Origin of the sequence: Mycobacterium sp. 1081908.1 (assembly GCF_001673535.1) — a bacterium.
Classification (GTDB): Bacteria; Actinomycetota; Actinomycetes; order Mycobacteriales; family Mycobacteriaceae; genus Mycobacterium.
On record NZ_LZLY01000009.1, the window covers coordinates 1 to 13,987 of the forward strand.

Annotated in this window: 14 protein-coding genes; 7 read left to right on the forward strand and 7 right to left on the reverse strand. The window is 69.7% G+C overall.

The annotated features are described in order from the left end of the window. Window positions 1-322: 322 nt before the first annotated feature. Complete coding sequence (locus tag A5655_RS01455) at window positions 323-1,618, forward strand: citrate synthase (protein ID WP_067004805.1); 1,296 nt, start codon at window positions 323-325, stop codon at window positions 1,616-1,618. Here the strand turns inward: A5655_RS01455 and A5655_RS01460 are convergent. Together A5655_RS01460 and A5655_RS01465 are read right to left on the reverse strand one after the other, a co-directional pair. After that, window positions 1,605-3,170, reverse strand: coding sequence for an NAD(P)/FAD-dependent oxidoreductase (locus tag A5655_RS01460; protein ID WP_067004808.1), 1,566 nt, complete (start codon window positions 3,168-3,170; stop codon window positions 1,605-1,607). The two genes, A5655_RS01455 and A5655_RS01460, sit on opposite strands and share 14 nt — an antisense overlap. A 2-nt stretch (window positions 3,171-3,172) precedes the next feature. Next, a complete protein-coding gene (locus A5655_RS01465) occupies window positions 3,173-3,436 on the reverse strand; it encodes a DUF2630 family protein (protein WP_067004810.1) in 264 nt (87 codons plus the stop codon). 107 nt (window positions 3,437-3,543) lie between these two features. Here A5655_RS01465 and A5655_RS01470 point away from each other — a divergent pair, with 107 nt between their 5' ends. The 3 genes from A5655_RS01470 to A5655_RS28140 are packed head-to-tail and all read left to right on the forward strand — an operon-like array spanning window position 3,544 to window position 6,154. Further along, window positions 3,544-4,518 carry an OmpA family protein gene (locus tag A5655_RS01470; protein ID WP_067004812.1) on the forward strand — a complete coding sequence of 325 codons (975 nt, stop codon included), beginning with the start codon at window positions 3,544-3,546 and terminating at the stop codon, window positions 4,516-4,518. 11 nt (window positions 4,519-4,529) lie between these two features. Then, window positions 4,530-4,679, forward strand: coding sequence for a hypothetical protein (locus A5655_RS28135; RefSeq protein ID WP_197508564.1), 150 nt, complete (start codon window positions 4,530-4,532; stop codon window positions 4,677-4,679). Then, complete coding sequence (locus A5655_RS28140; RefSeq protein WP_067004814.1) at window positions 4,679-6,154, forward strand: hypothetical protein; 1,476 nt, start codon at window positions 4,679-4,681, stop codon at window positions 6,152-6,154. The genes A5655_RS28135 and A5655_RS28140 overlap by 1 nt, the downstream gene beginning before the upstream one ends. Before the next feature lie 5 nt (window positions 6,155-6,159). On the opposite strand, the gene A5655_RS01480 is transcribed toward A5655_RS28140, so the two are convergent. The 3 genes from A5655_RS01480 to A5655_RS01490 all read right to left on the reverse strand — a co-directional run bounded on the left by A5655_RS01480 (window position 6,160) and on the right by A5655_RS01490 (window position 9,446). Next, window positions 6,160-7,500, reverse strand: coding sequence for a HAMP domain-containing sensor histidine kinase (locus A5655_RS01480; RefSeq protein ID WP_067004816.1), 1,341 nt, complete (start codon window positions 7,498-7,500; stop codon window positions 6,160-6,162). A 26-nt stretch (window positions 7,501-7,526) separates the two neighbouring features. Then, complete coding sequence (gene prrA / locus A5655_RS01485) at window positions 7,527-8,237, reverse strand: two-component system response regulator PrrA (protein ID WP_156764642.1); 711 nt, start codon at window positions 8,235-8,237, stop codon at window positions 7,527-7,529. Between the two features lie 69 nt (window positions 8,238-8,306). Then, window positions 8,307-9,446 carry an FAD-dependent monooxygenase gene (locus tag A5655_RS01490; protein ID WP_067004818.1) on the reverse strand — a complete coding sequence of 380 codons (1,140 nt, stop codon included), beginning with the start codon at window positions 9,444-9,446 and terminating at the stop codon, window positions 8,307-8,309. Window positions 9,447-9,547: 101 nt separating this feature from the next. Here A5655_RS01490 and A5655_RS01495 point away from each other — a divergent pair, with 101 nt between their 5' ends. Next, a complete protein-coding gene (locus A5655_RS01495; protein WP_067004820.1) occupies window positions 9,548-10,108 on the forward strand; it encodes a TetR/AcrR family transcriptional regulator in 561 nt (186 codons plus the stop codon). Here A5655_RS01495 and A5655_RS01500 read toward each other — a convergent pair. Then, window positions 10,105-11,586: a carboxyl transferase domain-containing protein gene (locus A5655_RS01500; protein WP_067004822.1), complete on the reverse strand. Its 1,482-nt coding sequence runs from the start codon at window positions 11,584-11,586 to the stop codon at window positions 10,105-10,107. The genes A5655_RS01495 and A5655_RS01500 overlap by 4 nt on opposite strands. Window positions 11,587-11,612: 26 nt before the next feature. Between A5655_RS01500 and A5655_RS01505 the strand changes: the two genes are divergently transcribed. Both A5655_RS01505 and A5655_RS01510 read left to right on the forward strand, forming a co-directional pair. Further along, a complete protein-coding gene (locus tag A5655_RS01505; RefSeq protein ID WP_067004824.1) occupies window positions 11,613-12,347 on the forward strand; it encodes an enoyl-CoA hydratase in 735 nt (244 codons plus the stop codon). Between the two features lie 5 nt (window positions 12,348-12,352). Then, window positions 12,353-13,471 carry an MBL fold metallo-hydrolase gene (locus tag A5655_RS01510; RefSeq protein ID WP_067004826.1) on the forward strand — a complete coding sequence of 373 codons (1,119 nt, stop codon included), beginning with the start codon at window positions 12,353-12,355 and terminating at the stop codon, window positions 13,469-13,471. On the opposite strand, the gene A5655_RS01515 is transcribed toward A5655_RS01510, so the two are convergent. After that, entirely contained in the window at window positions 13,449-13,979 is a 531-nt protein-coding gene (locus A5655_RS01515; protein ID WP_067004828.1) for a hypothetical protein, read from the reverse strand. The two genes, A5655_RS01510 and A5655_RS01515, sit on opposite strands and share 23 nt — an antisense overlap. Window positions 13,980-13,987: the final 8 nt, after the last annotated feature.

Consider the following 13,987-nt stretch of genomic DNA (forward strand, 5'->3'; position numbering starts at 1 on the left):
CCCTTTGCGCTCTGGCTGGTATGGCTGCCCTGACTAGGTGCTTACTGCTGAAGGTAGTCGTTGCGGCGGCGGCGCGCCTGCCCGGGGTCGAGTCCGCTGGTCGTGCGGCCATCGGGCGGTTAAACCCCGGTGAATTCGGGGCGTGACGGGCGTCATATCCCGCGTGAGCGGCGGCGCGTGGCGCTCGCCCTCCGGCCGGCACGAGCCGCGGCCCGTTCAGGGCTGAAGGCGCTCGACCCGCGCGCCGCCGCCGCAACGACTACCTTCAGCAGTAAGCACCTAGTCAGGGCAGCCATACCAGCCAGAGCGCAAAGGGGTTCTCGTGGCCGACACCGACGACACCGCAACTCTGAAGTACCCAGGGGGCGAGATCGACCTGGAGGTCGTTCATGCCACCGAAGGAGCTGACGGCATCGCGCTTGGCCCGCTGTTGTCCAAGACCGGCTACACGACGTTCGACAACGGCTTCGTCAATACCGCCTCTTGCAAGAGCTCCATCACGTACATCGACGGCGACGCCGGGATTCTGCGCTACCGCGGCTACCCGATCGAGCAGCTCGCCGAGAAGTCGACCTTCATCGAGGTCAGCTACCTGCTGATCTACGGCGAGCTGCCGAACAAGCAGCAGCTGGACGAGTTCACCAACCGGATCCAGCGGCACACCATGCTGCACGAGGACCTGAAGCGCTTCTTCGACGGCTTCCCGCCCAACGCCCACCCCATGCCGGTGCTGTCGAGCGTCGTGAACGCGCTGAGCTCGTACTATCCCGACGCGCTGGACCCGGTGGACAACGGCCAGGTCGAGCTGTCGACGACCCGCCTGCTCGCGAAGCTGCCCACGATCGCCGCGTACGCGTACAAGAAGTCGATCGGGCAACCGTTCCTCTACCCGGACAACTCGCTGAGCCTGGTGGAGAACTTCCTGCGCATGACGTTCGGGCTGCCGGCGGAGCCCTACCACGCCGACCCGGAAATCGTCCGGGCGCTGGACATGCTGTTCATCCTGCACGCCGACCACGAGCAGAACTGCTCGACGTCGACGGTCCGGCTGGTGGGCTCGTCGCGGGCCAACCTGTTCACTTCCATCTCCGGCGGCATCAACGCGCTGTGGGGGCCGCTGCACGGCGGCGCCAACCAGGCGGTGCTCGAGATGCTCGAAGAGATCCGCCAGAGCGACGATGACGTCACCGAATTCGTCCGCAAGGTGAAGAACCGCGAGGCCGGCGTGAAGCTGATGGGCTTCGGCCACCGCGTCTACAAGAACTACGACCCGCGGGCGCGCATCGTCAAGGAGCAGGCCGACAAGATCCTGTCCAAGCTCGGCGGCGACGACGACCTGCTCAGCATCGCCAAGGAACTCGAAGAGGCGGCGCTGACCGACGACTACTTCGTCGAGCGCAAGCTCTACCCGAACGTCGACTTCTACACGGGGCTGATCTACCGGGCCCTGGGGTTCCCCACCCGGATGTTCACCGTGCTGTTCGCGTTGGGCCGGCTGCCCGGCTGGATCGCGCACTGGCGCGAGATGCACGACGAGGGCGACAGCAAGATCGGGCGCCCGCGCCAGATTTACACCGGGTACACCGAGCGCGACTACGCGACCATCAACGACCGGTAGCCAGCACGGCCATCGCGGCGTTGTGGCCGCCGATTCCCGACACCGCGCCGCCGCGGCGGGCACCAGAGCCGCACAACATAATTCGTTCGTGGGCCGTCGCGACACCCCATTGCCGCGCCGGGGTGTCCAGCGGGTCGCCGTCGTCGGCGAATGGCCACGATAGCCCGCCATGGAAGATGTTGCCCGCCGTCATGCCCAGCGTGCGGTGCAGGTCCAGGGTGGTGGTGGTCTCGATGCAGGGCCGGCCGTGCGCATCACTCATTAGGACGTCCTGAATCGGTTCGGCCAGAACGGAATTCAGGGACTCCAGCACCGCGTCGGCCAGCCGGTCGCGCAGCGCGCCGTCATACGTGCCGTCGAACAGCGAGTGCGGGGTGTGCAGGCCGAAAACCGTCATCGTGTGGGCGCCCGAGTCACGCAGGCCGGGCGACAAAATGCTGGGGTCCGTCAGCGAGTGGCAATAGGCCTCGCACGGTAGCGGATTGGGGATCTGCCCACCGGCCGCGCGCTGATAGGCGGCGTCCAGTTGGGTCCAGGTCTCGTTGACGTGGAACGTCCCGGCGAACGCCTGCTCGGGTGTGACGGCGGGGTCGCGCAACCGGGGCAGCCGGCGCAGCACCATGTTCACCTTGACCTGCGCGCCCTGGGTCGGCGCCGCCGGTCGTTCGCCGAGCAGGCCGACCAGGATCGTCGGTGTCACGCCGGCCAGAACGAACCGGCCCCGCACCACGCGCTCGTCGTCGTCGCGGCGGTAGCGCACCCGGCCGTCGGGTTCGACGGCGAGAACGTCTGCGCCGGTGATGATTTCGGCGCCGTGGCCGGTGGCCGCCGCCGCCAGCCCCTGGGTCAATGAGCCCATCCCGCCGACGGGGACGTCCCAGTCGCCGGTGCCGCCGCCGAGCACGTGATACAGGAAGCAGACGTTCTGCCGCAGCGACGGGTCGTCGAGGCGGGCGAAGGTGCCGATGAGCGCGTCGGTGGCGATCACGCCGCGCACCAGGTCGTTACCGACCGCCGCGGCGATGGCGTGGCCGATCGGCTCGTCGACCATCGCGCGCCACGCGGCCGCCGCTCCGGGGTCGCCGGCGTCGGTGACGTGCCGGCGGGCCTGCTCGCGGGTGCGCAGCGGCTCGAGCAGCGTCGGCCAGAGCCGCTGGGTGACCAGCCGGCAGCGTCGGTAGAACGCGGCGAAACGGGGCTCGTCGTCGGCGGCGCCGACGGCGGCGAACTGGCCGGGGCTCCCGATCAGCAGCCCGCTGCGGCCGCCCGTGGCGGGGTCCGGGGTGTACGACGAGAACCTTCGGCCGGCCAACCGCACGCCGACCCCCAGGTCCTCGACGATGCGGGACGGCAACAGGCTGACCAGATACGAATAGCGCGACAGCCGAACGTCGACGCCGTCGAAGGCCCGCACCGACACCGCGGCCCCGCCGACCTGTGCCAGCCGTTCCAGCAACCGCACCCGAAGGCCCGCCCGGGCCAGGTAGCCGGCCGCGACCAGCCCGTTGTGGCCCCCGCCGACGATGACGACGTCGACCTCCGAAGGGGGCACGCTCAGCCCAGGTAGCCCTCGACCTCGTCCGGCGGGCGCACCTGCGCCGCGCGCGGGTCACCGCCGGTCTCGCGCAGCGCCCGGCGCTGGCGCAGCAGGTCCCAGCACTGGTCGAGTTCGACCTCGAGCCGGCGCAGGCGGTCGTGCTCCTCCTCCGTGCTGATCTCGCCGTGCTGCAGCTGCGCCCGCAGGGTCTTCTCCTCTGCGACCAGCCCGCGGATGTGTGCCAGGGTTTCGCTGTCGGTCGGTTTGTTGCCGTTGGCCATGGGTCCAGTGTGCCCGACTTGGCAGGCGTTGCCGCGCCGACTGGGTAGGCTGCATATCGCCTGCAAGATGGAAACGTCGGGGGAGCGAACCGAGGGGAGACGCAAAAGTGGGGGTAGGCACGGGTTTGCGGCATGCGCCCGCAAGCACCGACTCGGCGCCGGCGCCGGGGATTCACCGGCCGGCGGCCGGCCTTCCCTGGCTGATCGCCGTGGCGGTAATTCCGTTGCTGATAGCTGCGATCGGCTACGGCGCGTTCGATCAACCGCGGCCCGCCCGCGTCCCGGTGGCGGCGCCTGCGACGTCGAGCGCGACCGGCGCTCCCAAGCTGTCCCTGGCGCCGTTGTCAATTACCCGCAAAGGCAACGACTTCACGCTCGTCGGCGACTTTCCCGACGACTCCGCCAAAGCGGACCTGCTGAAGGCCCTCGGCGGCTCGCTGCCGCCGGGCGGCAACGTCATCGACCAGATCCACATCAATCCCAATATCGACGCGCTCGATTTCTCAAAGGCCGCACCGATATTCAAGGCCGGCGCCTCGATTCCCGATTTCAGCCTCGTGGTCAACGGGGACACGATCACCCTCGCGGGAACCGCGGGGTCGCAGGACCAGAAGAACGCCGTCAGTCAGGAGGCGGCGCGCACCTGGTCCACCCTGAACGTCGTTGACAAACTTGTGGTTAACGGGCCGGTCCTGCCGCCACCGCCGCCCGGCGCGGGGCAATGCGCCGATCTGCAGTCGGCGATCAATGCCGTGACGGGTGGGCCGATTACGTTCGCCAACGACGGGTTCAGCCTGACCCCGGTCGACAACCAGATCCTGATTCAGGTGTCCGGCAGGCTCAAGGCCTGCCCGGCCGCACATGCGACGATCAGCGGCTTCAGCGACAATTCCGGCGTCGAGGCGATCAACGTCGCGTTGAGCAGCCAGCGGGCCCAGCGGGTGGCCGACTTCCTGGTCGCCAACGGCGTCGCGGGCACCATGCTGGTCATCAAGGGCCTCGGCTCGGTCAATCCCGTCGCCTCCAACGACACGGTCGAGGGTCGCGCCAAGAACCGTCGCGTTGAAATCGTTGTGAGCTAAGGAGATCGAGCATGGATTTCGTGATCCAGTGGCTGTGGTACCTGCTCGCTTTCCTGGCGGGCTCGGCCGTTGCCCGCGTGATCGCCAACATCTTGAACAAGCGTGTCATCGTTGAGGAAATCCCCGTCGTTGCGAGCCCGCATGAGATGGGCGACGAGTGATGGACCACGTGCACTGGTGGATGTTCGCCCTGGCGTTCGTGATGGGGGTGGTGTTGACGGTCGCGTTGACGTTGCGCCCCGTCAAACGTCAGGTGCCGGTGGTGGTGCCGATCGACCACTCGCCGGCGCCGGAGCCCGAGCCCGAGCCCCAGCCCGAGCCGCCGACGACCGCGGTCCCCGCCGAGCCAGAGGCGCTCGCGGGCGCCGACGAGCGGCCGACGATAACGATCCATGACCTGTTGATGACGAAGCCCCCCGCCGCGGAAGAGCCTGAGACGACGCAGGTTCCGGCCGCTGAAGAGCCGCCGACCGAGGTGGACCCCGTCGAACAACCGCCCGAGGCGACGGAGGATCCGCCTGCGGACGAGCCGGTGCCGGAGGCCGAGCCCGAGCCGCCGACGACCGCGGTCCCCGCCGAGCCAGAGGCGCTCGCGGGCGCCGACGAGCGGCCGACGATCACGATCCATGACTTGTTGGTGACGAAGCCCCGCGTCGCGGAAGAGCCTGAGACGACGCAGGTTCCGGCCGCCGCTGAAGAGCCGCCGACCGAGGTGGTTCCCGTCGAGCAACCGCCCGAGGCGACGGAGGATCCGCCCGCAAACGAGCCGCCGACCGCGGCCCCGGCCGCGGAAGAATCACCCACGCCGGCCCGATCCTTCCGGAGGTTCCTGCCGAAGCGGGCGCGGACCGTCGAAGACCCGCCGACGGAAATTCTCCCGATCGATCGGCTGGCCGAGCTCGCGGAGCTTCCCGTCGAGCCGGAGCCCACGGGCCCGGAGATTCCCGCCGACCAACAGCCGACCGTCATGATCCCGGTCGAGCCGGAGCCCGAGACGACGCAGATTCCCGTCGACCAGGAACCGCCGACCGCCATGATCCCCGTCGAACCGGAGCCCGAGACGACGGAGATTGCCGTCGCCCCGGAGCCGCCGGCTGCCCCGACCGAAGAGCCACGCAAGACCGGGCTTTCGTTCCTTCGGAGATTCTTTCCCACGCGGGAACCGGCGCCCGAGAAGCCGTCGACGGGCAAGCGACCGGCGGCGAAAAAAGCCCCCGCGAAGAAGGCCCGCCCGGGCGCTAAGGGGTCGCCGCCGAAGAAGATTCCGGCCGGCAAGAAGCCGCCGCCGCGAAAGGTTCCGCCGGGCAAGAAGCCGCCGGGCGCCAAGGCGCGGCCGGCGAAGCAGGCCCCCGCCGCCAAACAGCCGCCTGCCAAGAAGACACCGGGGGCGCACGAAACGCCCACCAAGTGGATCCCCGTGTTGCCGTACGAGCCCTACGGCCCGGGTTCCGCTCGCGCCACGCCTGACGGCGGCGGACCGGCGGGATGGCTGGTGAAGGGTCGCTCGGATACCCGGCTCTACTACACCCCCGACGACCCGGCCTACGACCCGACCGTCGCGCAGGTGTGGTTCAAGGACGAGGACGCCGCCGCGCGGGCCTGTTTCACGCCATGGCGCAAGAGCTCGAGGAAGTAACCGATCTAGGTCGGGGCGGGGATCCGCAGCAGTAGCCGCGCGCCGCCCAGCGGGCTGTCCTCCAGCGAGGCCGTCCCACCGTGCAGGTGCGCCTGCTGGGCCACCAACGCCAGCCCCAGGCCCGATCCCGAATGCGAGGCCGTCGACCCGCGCGAGAACCGCTCGAACACCACCTGGCGCTCGGACTCCGGAATCCCGCAGCCGTTGTCGTCGACGGCGATTTCCACCCCGGCGCGCGAACTGACCGCCGACAGCCGGACCCGGCTGGCGCCGCCGTGTTTGACGGCGTTGGCGATCGCGTTGTCGACGGCGAGGCGCAACCCGGCGGGCAGGCCGACGATGATGCAGGTCGGCGAGGGCACCAGCGAGACGTCGAGGTGGGGGTAGACCCGCATGGCGTCGTGCGCCGCGCGGTCGAGCAGCTCGGTGATATCGACCGGCACGTGATCGTCCGACGTCGAAAGGTCGCCCTGGGCCAGCCGCTCCAGCGCGCTCAACGTCGCCTCGATCCGCGACTGGGTGCGGATGACGTCGTTGAGAACCTCTTTGCGTTGGTCGTCGGTCATGTCCAGGGTGGAGAGCACCTCGAGGTTGGTGCGCATCGCCGTCAGCGGGGTGCGCAGCTCGTGGGAGGACACCGCCGCGAAGTCGCGGGCCGATTCGAGCGCCTCCTTGGTCCGGTTCTGCTCGTCCCAGATGCGCTGCAGCATCCCCCGCATCGCCTCGGCGATCTCGACGGCTTCGCTGGCGCCGTGCACTTCGACCCGCGGCGCCTCGTCTCCGGCGTCGATCGACCGGGTCTGCTGGGCGAGCTGTTTGAACGGGCGCACCGCGAACGCGGCCAGCAGCCAGGCGAACACGGCCGCCGCCCCGATGGCGAATCCGCAGATCAGCATGACCCGGCGGTGCAGGTTGTTGGTCTCGGCCAGGGTGGCGTCGTACGTCGCGCCGACGGCGAGCGAACTCGGTCCCGGCCCGGGTATCTCCACCGTCCGGACCCGGTAGCGCACCCCGTTGACGTAGGTGTCGCCGTAGTCGACGTCGAGTTTGGGCAGCGTGACGTCGGAATTCGACTTGACCAGGTTTCCGCGGCGGATCGTCATGATCGCGTCGCGGTCGTTCGGGGAACGCGGGATTTCGTCGAGACCGCGCGGCAGGAAGGGGATCGCGAAACCCGCGGCCTCGTCGAGCCGGCGGTCCAGCCGTTCCTTGCGGTCGTTGGTGATGCCGACCCAGACGACGGCGCCGACGATGAGCACCGGAATCGCCGCACCGATGGCCGTCGCGAGCACTACCCGGGTCCGCAGCGAGGGCGTACGGGCAAAAATCCGGGACAGGATGTTCATGACTGTGTCACCTGTTCACAGCATGGCTACTGCATTCGCAGCACGAACCCGACTCCGCGGACGGTGTGCAGCAGCCGGGGACCACCGTTGGCTTCCAGCTTGCGACGCAGGTACCCGATGAATACGTCGACGACGTTGGTGTCTGCCGCGAAGTCATAGCCCCACACCAGCTCCAGCAGCTGCGCGCGGGACAGTACCGCGGTCTTGTGCTCGGCCAGCACCGCGAGCAGGTCGAACTCGCGCTTGGTCAGGTCGACATCGACGCCGTTGACCCGAGCGCGCCGCCCCGGGATGTCCACCTCCAGCGGCCCGACCGTGATGGTTTCGGAGGAGGAGGTCGCGGTGGAGCCGCGGCGGCGCAGCAGCGCCTTGACCCGTGCGACCAGCTCGGCCAGCACGAACGGCTTGACCAGGTAGTCGTCGGCGCCGGCCTCCAGCCCCGCCACCCGGTCGTCGACCGAGCTGCGGGCGGACAGGACGCAGACCGGAACGTCGTTGTCCATGGCCCGCAACGCCGTCACGACGCTGACGCCGTCCAGCACGGGCATGTTGATGTCGAGCACGATCGCGTCCGGGCGCGTCTCGGTGGCGCTACGCAAGGCCTCGGCGCCGTCGACCGCCGTCGACACCTCGAACCCGGACAGCCGCAGGCCACGTTCCAGCGAGGCGAGGACGTCGGAGTCGTCGTCGACGACCAATACCCGGGGCGAGGTGGCACCAGTGTCCATGCCGCCCATCTTGCCTGATTGTCCGCGGTGGCGGTGGGAGGCGCGGCTCGGGCGCCAGCAGCCCCCAGCTCGCCGAAATCACCGGCGGTTCAGGCCGCTGAGCTGAACCGCGAGCTGCCGTCGCACGGCGGGGACGCTACCGGCCAGGCGTATTCCGGAGTTGCGGATCGGGCGCATCGGTCGTGGCAGGGTGGCCATTCGGGTCAGGCGCCCGGTCAGTTTCAGCACCTGCTCGGCCCACCGGCGCTGGTTGGTGGCGTAGGCGTCCAACGCGGTGTCGGAGCCGCCGCCCAGCACGTGGGCGAGCGCGCCGGCCAGTGAGATCGCGTCGGTGATCCCGAGGTTCATGCCCTGGCCCCCGGCGGGGCTGTGCACGTGGGCGGCGTCGCCGGCCAGCAACAGTCGACCGGCCCGGTAGGTGTCCGCGACGCGGTGGTGGATGTGGAACCGCGTCCCCCACAGCAGCTCGTTGACCACCAACTCGCCGGGCCCGAAGGCGCGGGAATCCAGCAGCGCCTGCACGAATTCCACCGACGGCGTCTTCGGCGCGTCCGCGGCCGGCGCGACGATGCGGTAGATGTCGCCGGGCAGCGGCGCCACCACGGTCAGGCCTTCCGTGGCGTAGAACAGGATCACCTCGTCGCGGGGCGCCCCGCCGGTCAGCCGGACGTCAGCCAGTGCGAACGACTCGGCGAATTCGCTTCCCGTGAAACCGATTCCGGCCTGTTCGCGCACCGTGCTGTGCATGCCGTCGGCGCCGACGACGTAGCCCGCCCGGATGGTGTCGCCGTCGTCGAAGGTGGCGGTGACGCCGTCTGCGTCCGGGGCGAGGCGGCTCAGGGACTTGGGCCGGACCACCTGACCGCCCAGTTCGTGCAGCCGCTGCAGCAGCAGCCGCTCGGTGTCGGCCTGGGAGAGCATCAGGCTGTAGGGATACTTCGTCGGCAGCTCGCTGAAGTCGACCGGGATCAGGATTTGCCGGCCCGCGCGCATGGTGAATCGCGGCGCGATCAGCCCCTCTTTGACCATCCGGCGCGCCACGTCAACCTCTTCGAGCACCTCGAGCGTGCGGGCGTTCACGACGGCCGCGCGGGTGGTGTTCTGCCCCTCGGCCAACGCGTCCACCACGACCGCGTGGACCCCCTTGGCGATCAGGGAAGCGCCCAATGCGAGGCCGGTGGGGCCGGCGCCTACCACCAGGACGTCGGTGTCGTTCACGGTTGGCTCCTCTCTTGTCGTAAGTCAACGCTTGTTGACATAGCTCCATGTTGGCGTGCCGGACGCGCAATGTCAACAGTTGTTGACCTACAATTGTTGACATGAGGAGATCTTCGGAGCGGACCAAGACGGCGATCCTGGCGGCGGCTCGCGAGCGGTTCGGCGCGTCCGGTTTCCAGGCCGCCACCATTCGGGCGATCGCCGCGGACGCCGGGGTGGACCCCGCGATGGTGATGCGCTACTACGGCAGCAAGGACAAGCTGTTCGCCGCCGCGGCGGACTTCGACCTCCGATTCCCTGAGGTCGCCGAGGGTGACCGCACGCAGGTCGGGCGGGCGGTGGTCCGGCACTTCCTGGAACGCTGGGAGGGCGACGAGGCGCTGGTCATCCTGCTGCGGTCCAGCGCCACCAACGGCGAAGCCGCGCAACGGATGCACGAAATCTTCGGGTCCCAGCTGCAGCCGCTGGTCGCCACGCTGGCGCCGGCCGGGGAATCCGGGTTGCGGGCGGGCCTGATCGCCACCCAGATCTTGGGTATGGCGTTGTGCCGCTTCGTGTTACGGCTACCGCCGGTCGTCTCGATGAGCCGCGACGAGATCGTCGACTGGCTGGGGCCGACGATCCAGCGCTACCTCGGGCTACCGGAGGGCGCCGAGACTTAAGCCTCGCGAGGCAGGCCGATGCGACGGTAGCGCCGCAGCCGCGCGGCCAGCCGCTCGGCGGAGGGTATTTCGCGCAGCGCGCTCACCTCGGCCGCGATCGCGCGCGACAGTCGCTGGGAGAACTCACTAGGTTCGTCGGCGGCGTCGGGACGCTCGGCGACGACGATGTCGACAATCCCGGACTTCAACAGATCGACCGACCGAATGCCTTGCGCCCCAGCAAGTTCCGGGGCGTGGGCGGTGTCGCGAAAGACGATCGCGCTCGCGCCCTCCGGCGGCAGGGGCGCCAGCCAGCCGTGCAGCGCGGCCAGCACCCGGTCGGCGGGCACCATCGCCAGCGCCGGGCCGCCGCTGCCCTGGCCCAACAGCACCGACACCGTCGGCGTCTCCAGCGTGACGAGCTCGGCCAGGCACTGGGCGATCTGCCCGGCCAGCCCGCCCTCCTCGGCCTCGGCCGACAGCGCCGGTCCGGCCGCGTCGATCAGCAACACCAGCGGCAGCCGCAGCTCCGCGGCCAGGGCCATGCCGCGGCGGGCCTCGCGCAGCGATGCGGGTCCGACGAGCCCCCCGCTGATCCGCTGCTGGCCCAGGACCACGGCGGGCTGGCCGTTGAAGCGGGCCAGCGCCAGCAGGGTGGTCGCCGCTTCACCGCGCCCGGTACCGGACAGCAGCACGCAGTCGGTGGCGCCGTGCCGCAGCAGATGACCGACGCCGGGGCGGTCCGGCCGTCGTGACGCCACGACCGAGTCCCACGCCGGCACGTCGGGCGTCGGTTCCGGCGGCTCCGGCGCGGGCGGCGCACCGGGCGGGTCGGCGATCACCCGCAGCGCGCGATCCAGCATCGGGCGCAGCTCGTCGAGCGCGACCACGCCGTCGATCACCCCGTGCCGCTGCAAGTTCTCCGCGGTTTGGACGCCGGCCGGGAACGGTTCGCCATAGAGAAGCTGGTACACGCGCGGCCCGAGGAAGCCGATCAGGGCGCGCGGCTCGGCGAGCGTGATGTGGCCCAGCGATCCCCACGAGGCGAACACCCCGCCGGTGGTCGGGTGGCGCAGGTAGACCAGGTAGGGCAGGTGTTCTCGCTTGTGCAGCGTGACGGCCGCGGCGATCTTCACCATTTGCAGGAACGCGACCGTGCCCTCCTGCATGCGGGTGCCGCCCGAACTCGGCGAGGCCAGCAGCGGCAGCCGCTCGGCGGTGGCCCGTTCCACGGCCGCGGTGATCCGCTCGGCCGCGGCGACGCCGATCGAGCCGCCGAGGAAGTCGAACTCGCACACCACGACCGCGAGGCGGCGCCCGAGTATGCGGCCCTCGCCGGTGAGCACCGCTTCGTCCAGGCCGGTGGCGGCGCGCGCGTCGGCGAGCTCGCGCGCATAGGACTCGGAGACCGGCACGGCCATCGGATCGCTGTCCCAACTCACAAAAGAGCCCTCGTCGAGCACGGCATCCAGCAGCTGTCCGGTCGTGGTGCGAGTCACGGAACGAGGCTATATAGGCTGGGTTAATGATCGGCGTGACCCAGACCGAAGCCGTTATGACCATCGAGCTGCAGCGCCCCGAGCGTCGCAACGCCCTGAATTCCCAGCTCGTCGACGAGTTGCGCGAGGCGATCCAGAAGGCCGGCGACGACGGATCGACGCACGCGATCGTGCTGACCGGTCAGGGCACCGTGTTCTGCGCGGGCGCGGACCTCTCCGGGGACGCCTTCGCCGCCGACTATCCCGACCGGCTCATCGAGCTGCACAAGGTCATGGACGCGGCGCCGATCGTCATAATCGGGGCCATCAATGGCCCCGCCATCGGCGCCGGTTTGCAGCTGGCCATGCAATGCGACCTGCGGGTGGCCGCGCCGGACGCGTTCTTTCAGTTTCCCACCGCGAAATACGGCCTGGCCCTGGATAACTGGAGCATCCGTCGGTTGTCTTCGCTGGTCGGTCACGGGCGGGCCCGCGCGATGTTGCTGACCGCGGAGAAGCTGACCGCCGAGGTGGCGCTGCAAACCGGAATGGTCAACCGGATCGGGACGCTGGCCGACGCGCAGGCCTGGGCCGCCGAGGTGGCGCACCTGGCGCCGCTGGCGATTCAGCACGCCAAGCGGGTGCTCAACGACGACGGCTCCATCGAGGAGGCCTGGCCCGAGCACAAGGAGCTCTTCGACAGGGCCTGGTCCAGTCAGGACGTCGTCGAAGCGCAGCTCGCGCGGATCGAGAAGCGGCCGCCGAAGTTCCAGGGAGCCTGACAGGCATGCCGCGGGGGGCGCTGCGACTGGCCGCCGGCACGGCCTCGCTGGCGGTCGGCAGTTGGTTGGTGCGCGCGCTGCACGGCGCGCCGGCCGCCCTCGGTGCGTCGCCCGCCTCCATCCGCGCGGTGGTGGAGGGGTCGCCGCATTATTCCGACGGCGAGTTCGTCAACCTCGACCCCGCCTCGATCTACAAGATGGATCGCGAGGAGCTGCGGCTCATCGTGTGGGAGTTCCTGGGCAACCGCGGCGGCAGCCGTCCGAGGGCGCCGATCCCGCTTGCCACCCCCGAAATCTACGAGGGCGACGCCGCCCGGCTGGCCGTCAGCTGGTTCGGTCACTCGACGGCGCTGCTGGAAATCGACGGCTACCGCGTGCTGACCGACCCGGTGTGGAGCGATCGATGCTCGCCGTCGGACACCGTCGGGCCGCAGCGGCTGCATCCGCCGCCGGTGCAACTCGAGGGGCTGCCCGCCGTCGACGCGGTGGTGATCAGCCACGACCACTACGACCACCTCGACATCGACACCGTCATGGCGCTGGCGCATACGCAGCGGGCTCCGTTCTTCGTGCCCCTCGGGGTGGGCGCCCACCTGCGCGCGTGGGGGATTCCAGAGCACCGCATCGTCGAACTCGACTGGCATCAGGGCGCCAAGCTCGACGAGCTCACGGTGATTTGCATGCCGGCGCGGCACTTTTCGGGCCGCTTCATAGATCGGAATACGACGCTCTGGGCATCCTGGGTCTTTCTTGGCCCCCGTCACCGCGCCTACTTCGGCGGCGACACCGGCTACACCAAGAGCTTCACGCAGATCGGAGCCGACCACGGCCCGTTCGACCTGACCCTGTTGCCGATCGGCGCCTATAACACCGCGTGGCCGGACATCCACATGAACCCCGAGGAGGCGGTTCGCGCGCACCTGGACGTCACCGACTCGGGTTCCGGGCTGCTGGTGCCCATCCACTGGGGGACGTTCCGGCTGGCCCCGCACCCGTGGGCCGAGCCCGTCGAGCGCCTGCTGGCGGCGGCGACCCCAGCCCGGGTCGAGGTGGCGGTGCCGCTGCCCGGCCAGCGCATCGATCCCGCCGCACCGCGCAGGTTCAATCCGTGGTGGCGGCTCTGACCCGCTCGTACACCGTCACGCGGTCGTGTTGGCCCCACCATTGAACCGGCTCGCGGGAATCGACTTCGGTCCAGTCGGTGTCGAGTATCCAGTGCATCCGATCGTCGCCGGTGGCGCCGCCGTGGCCGTCGCCGACGTAGATGACGCGATTTCCCTTGTAGGCGTTCAGGATCCGCGCGCCGACGTCCTGGCCGTGGGGCGGCCACGAGAGGAACAGCGTCCGGTCGGGGTGCAGCGCCGCCGCTTCGGCGCAGTCCTTCGCGCCGACCCCGACGTGCAGGACTTCGTCGTGCCATCCGTTGGTGGCCAGGTCCGCACCCGGGTTGAGGTCGTAGCAGACGACGCCGACACCGACCTGCGCGAGCAGGTAGGCCCAATACCCGGTCCCCGCGATCGGATCGACCAGGCCACCGTGGGCGTGCTGCGCGACGAACGTGATGGTGTCGGGGTCGGGGATGGTCCAGCAGTATTTCCGGACGAGCAGCTGCCGGTTCGGCGTGCGCGCCATGCTTTCTT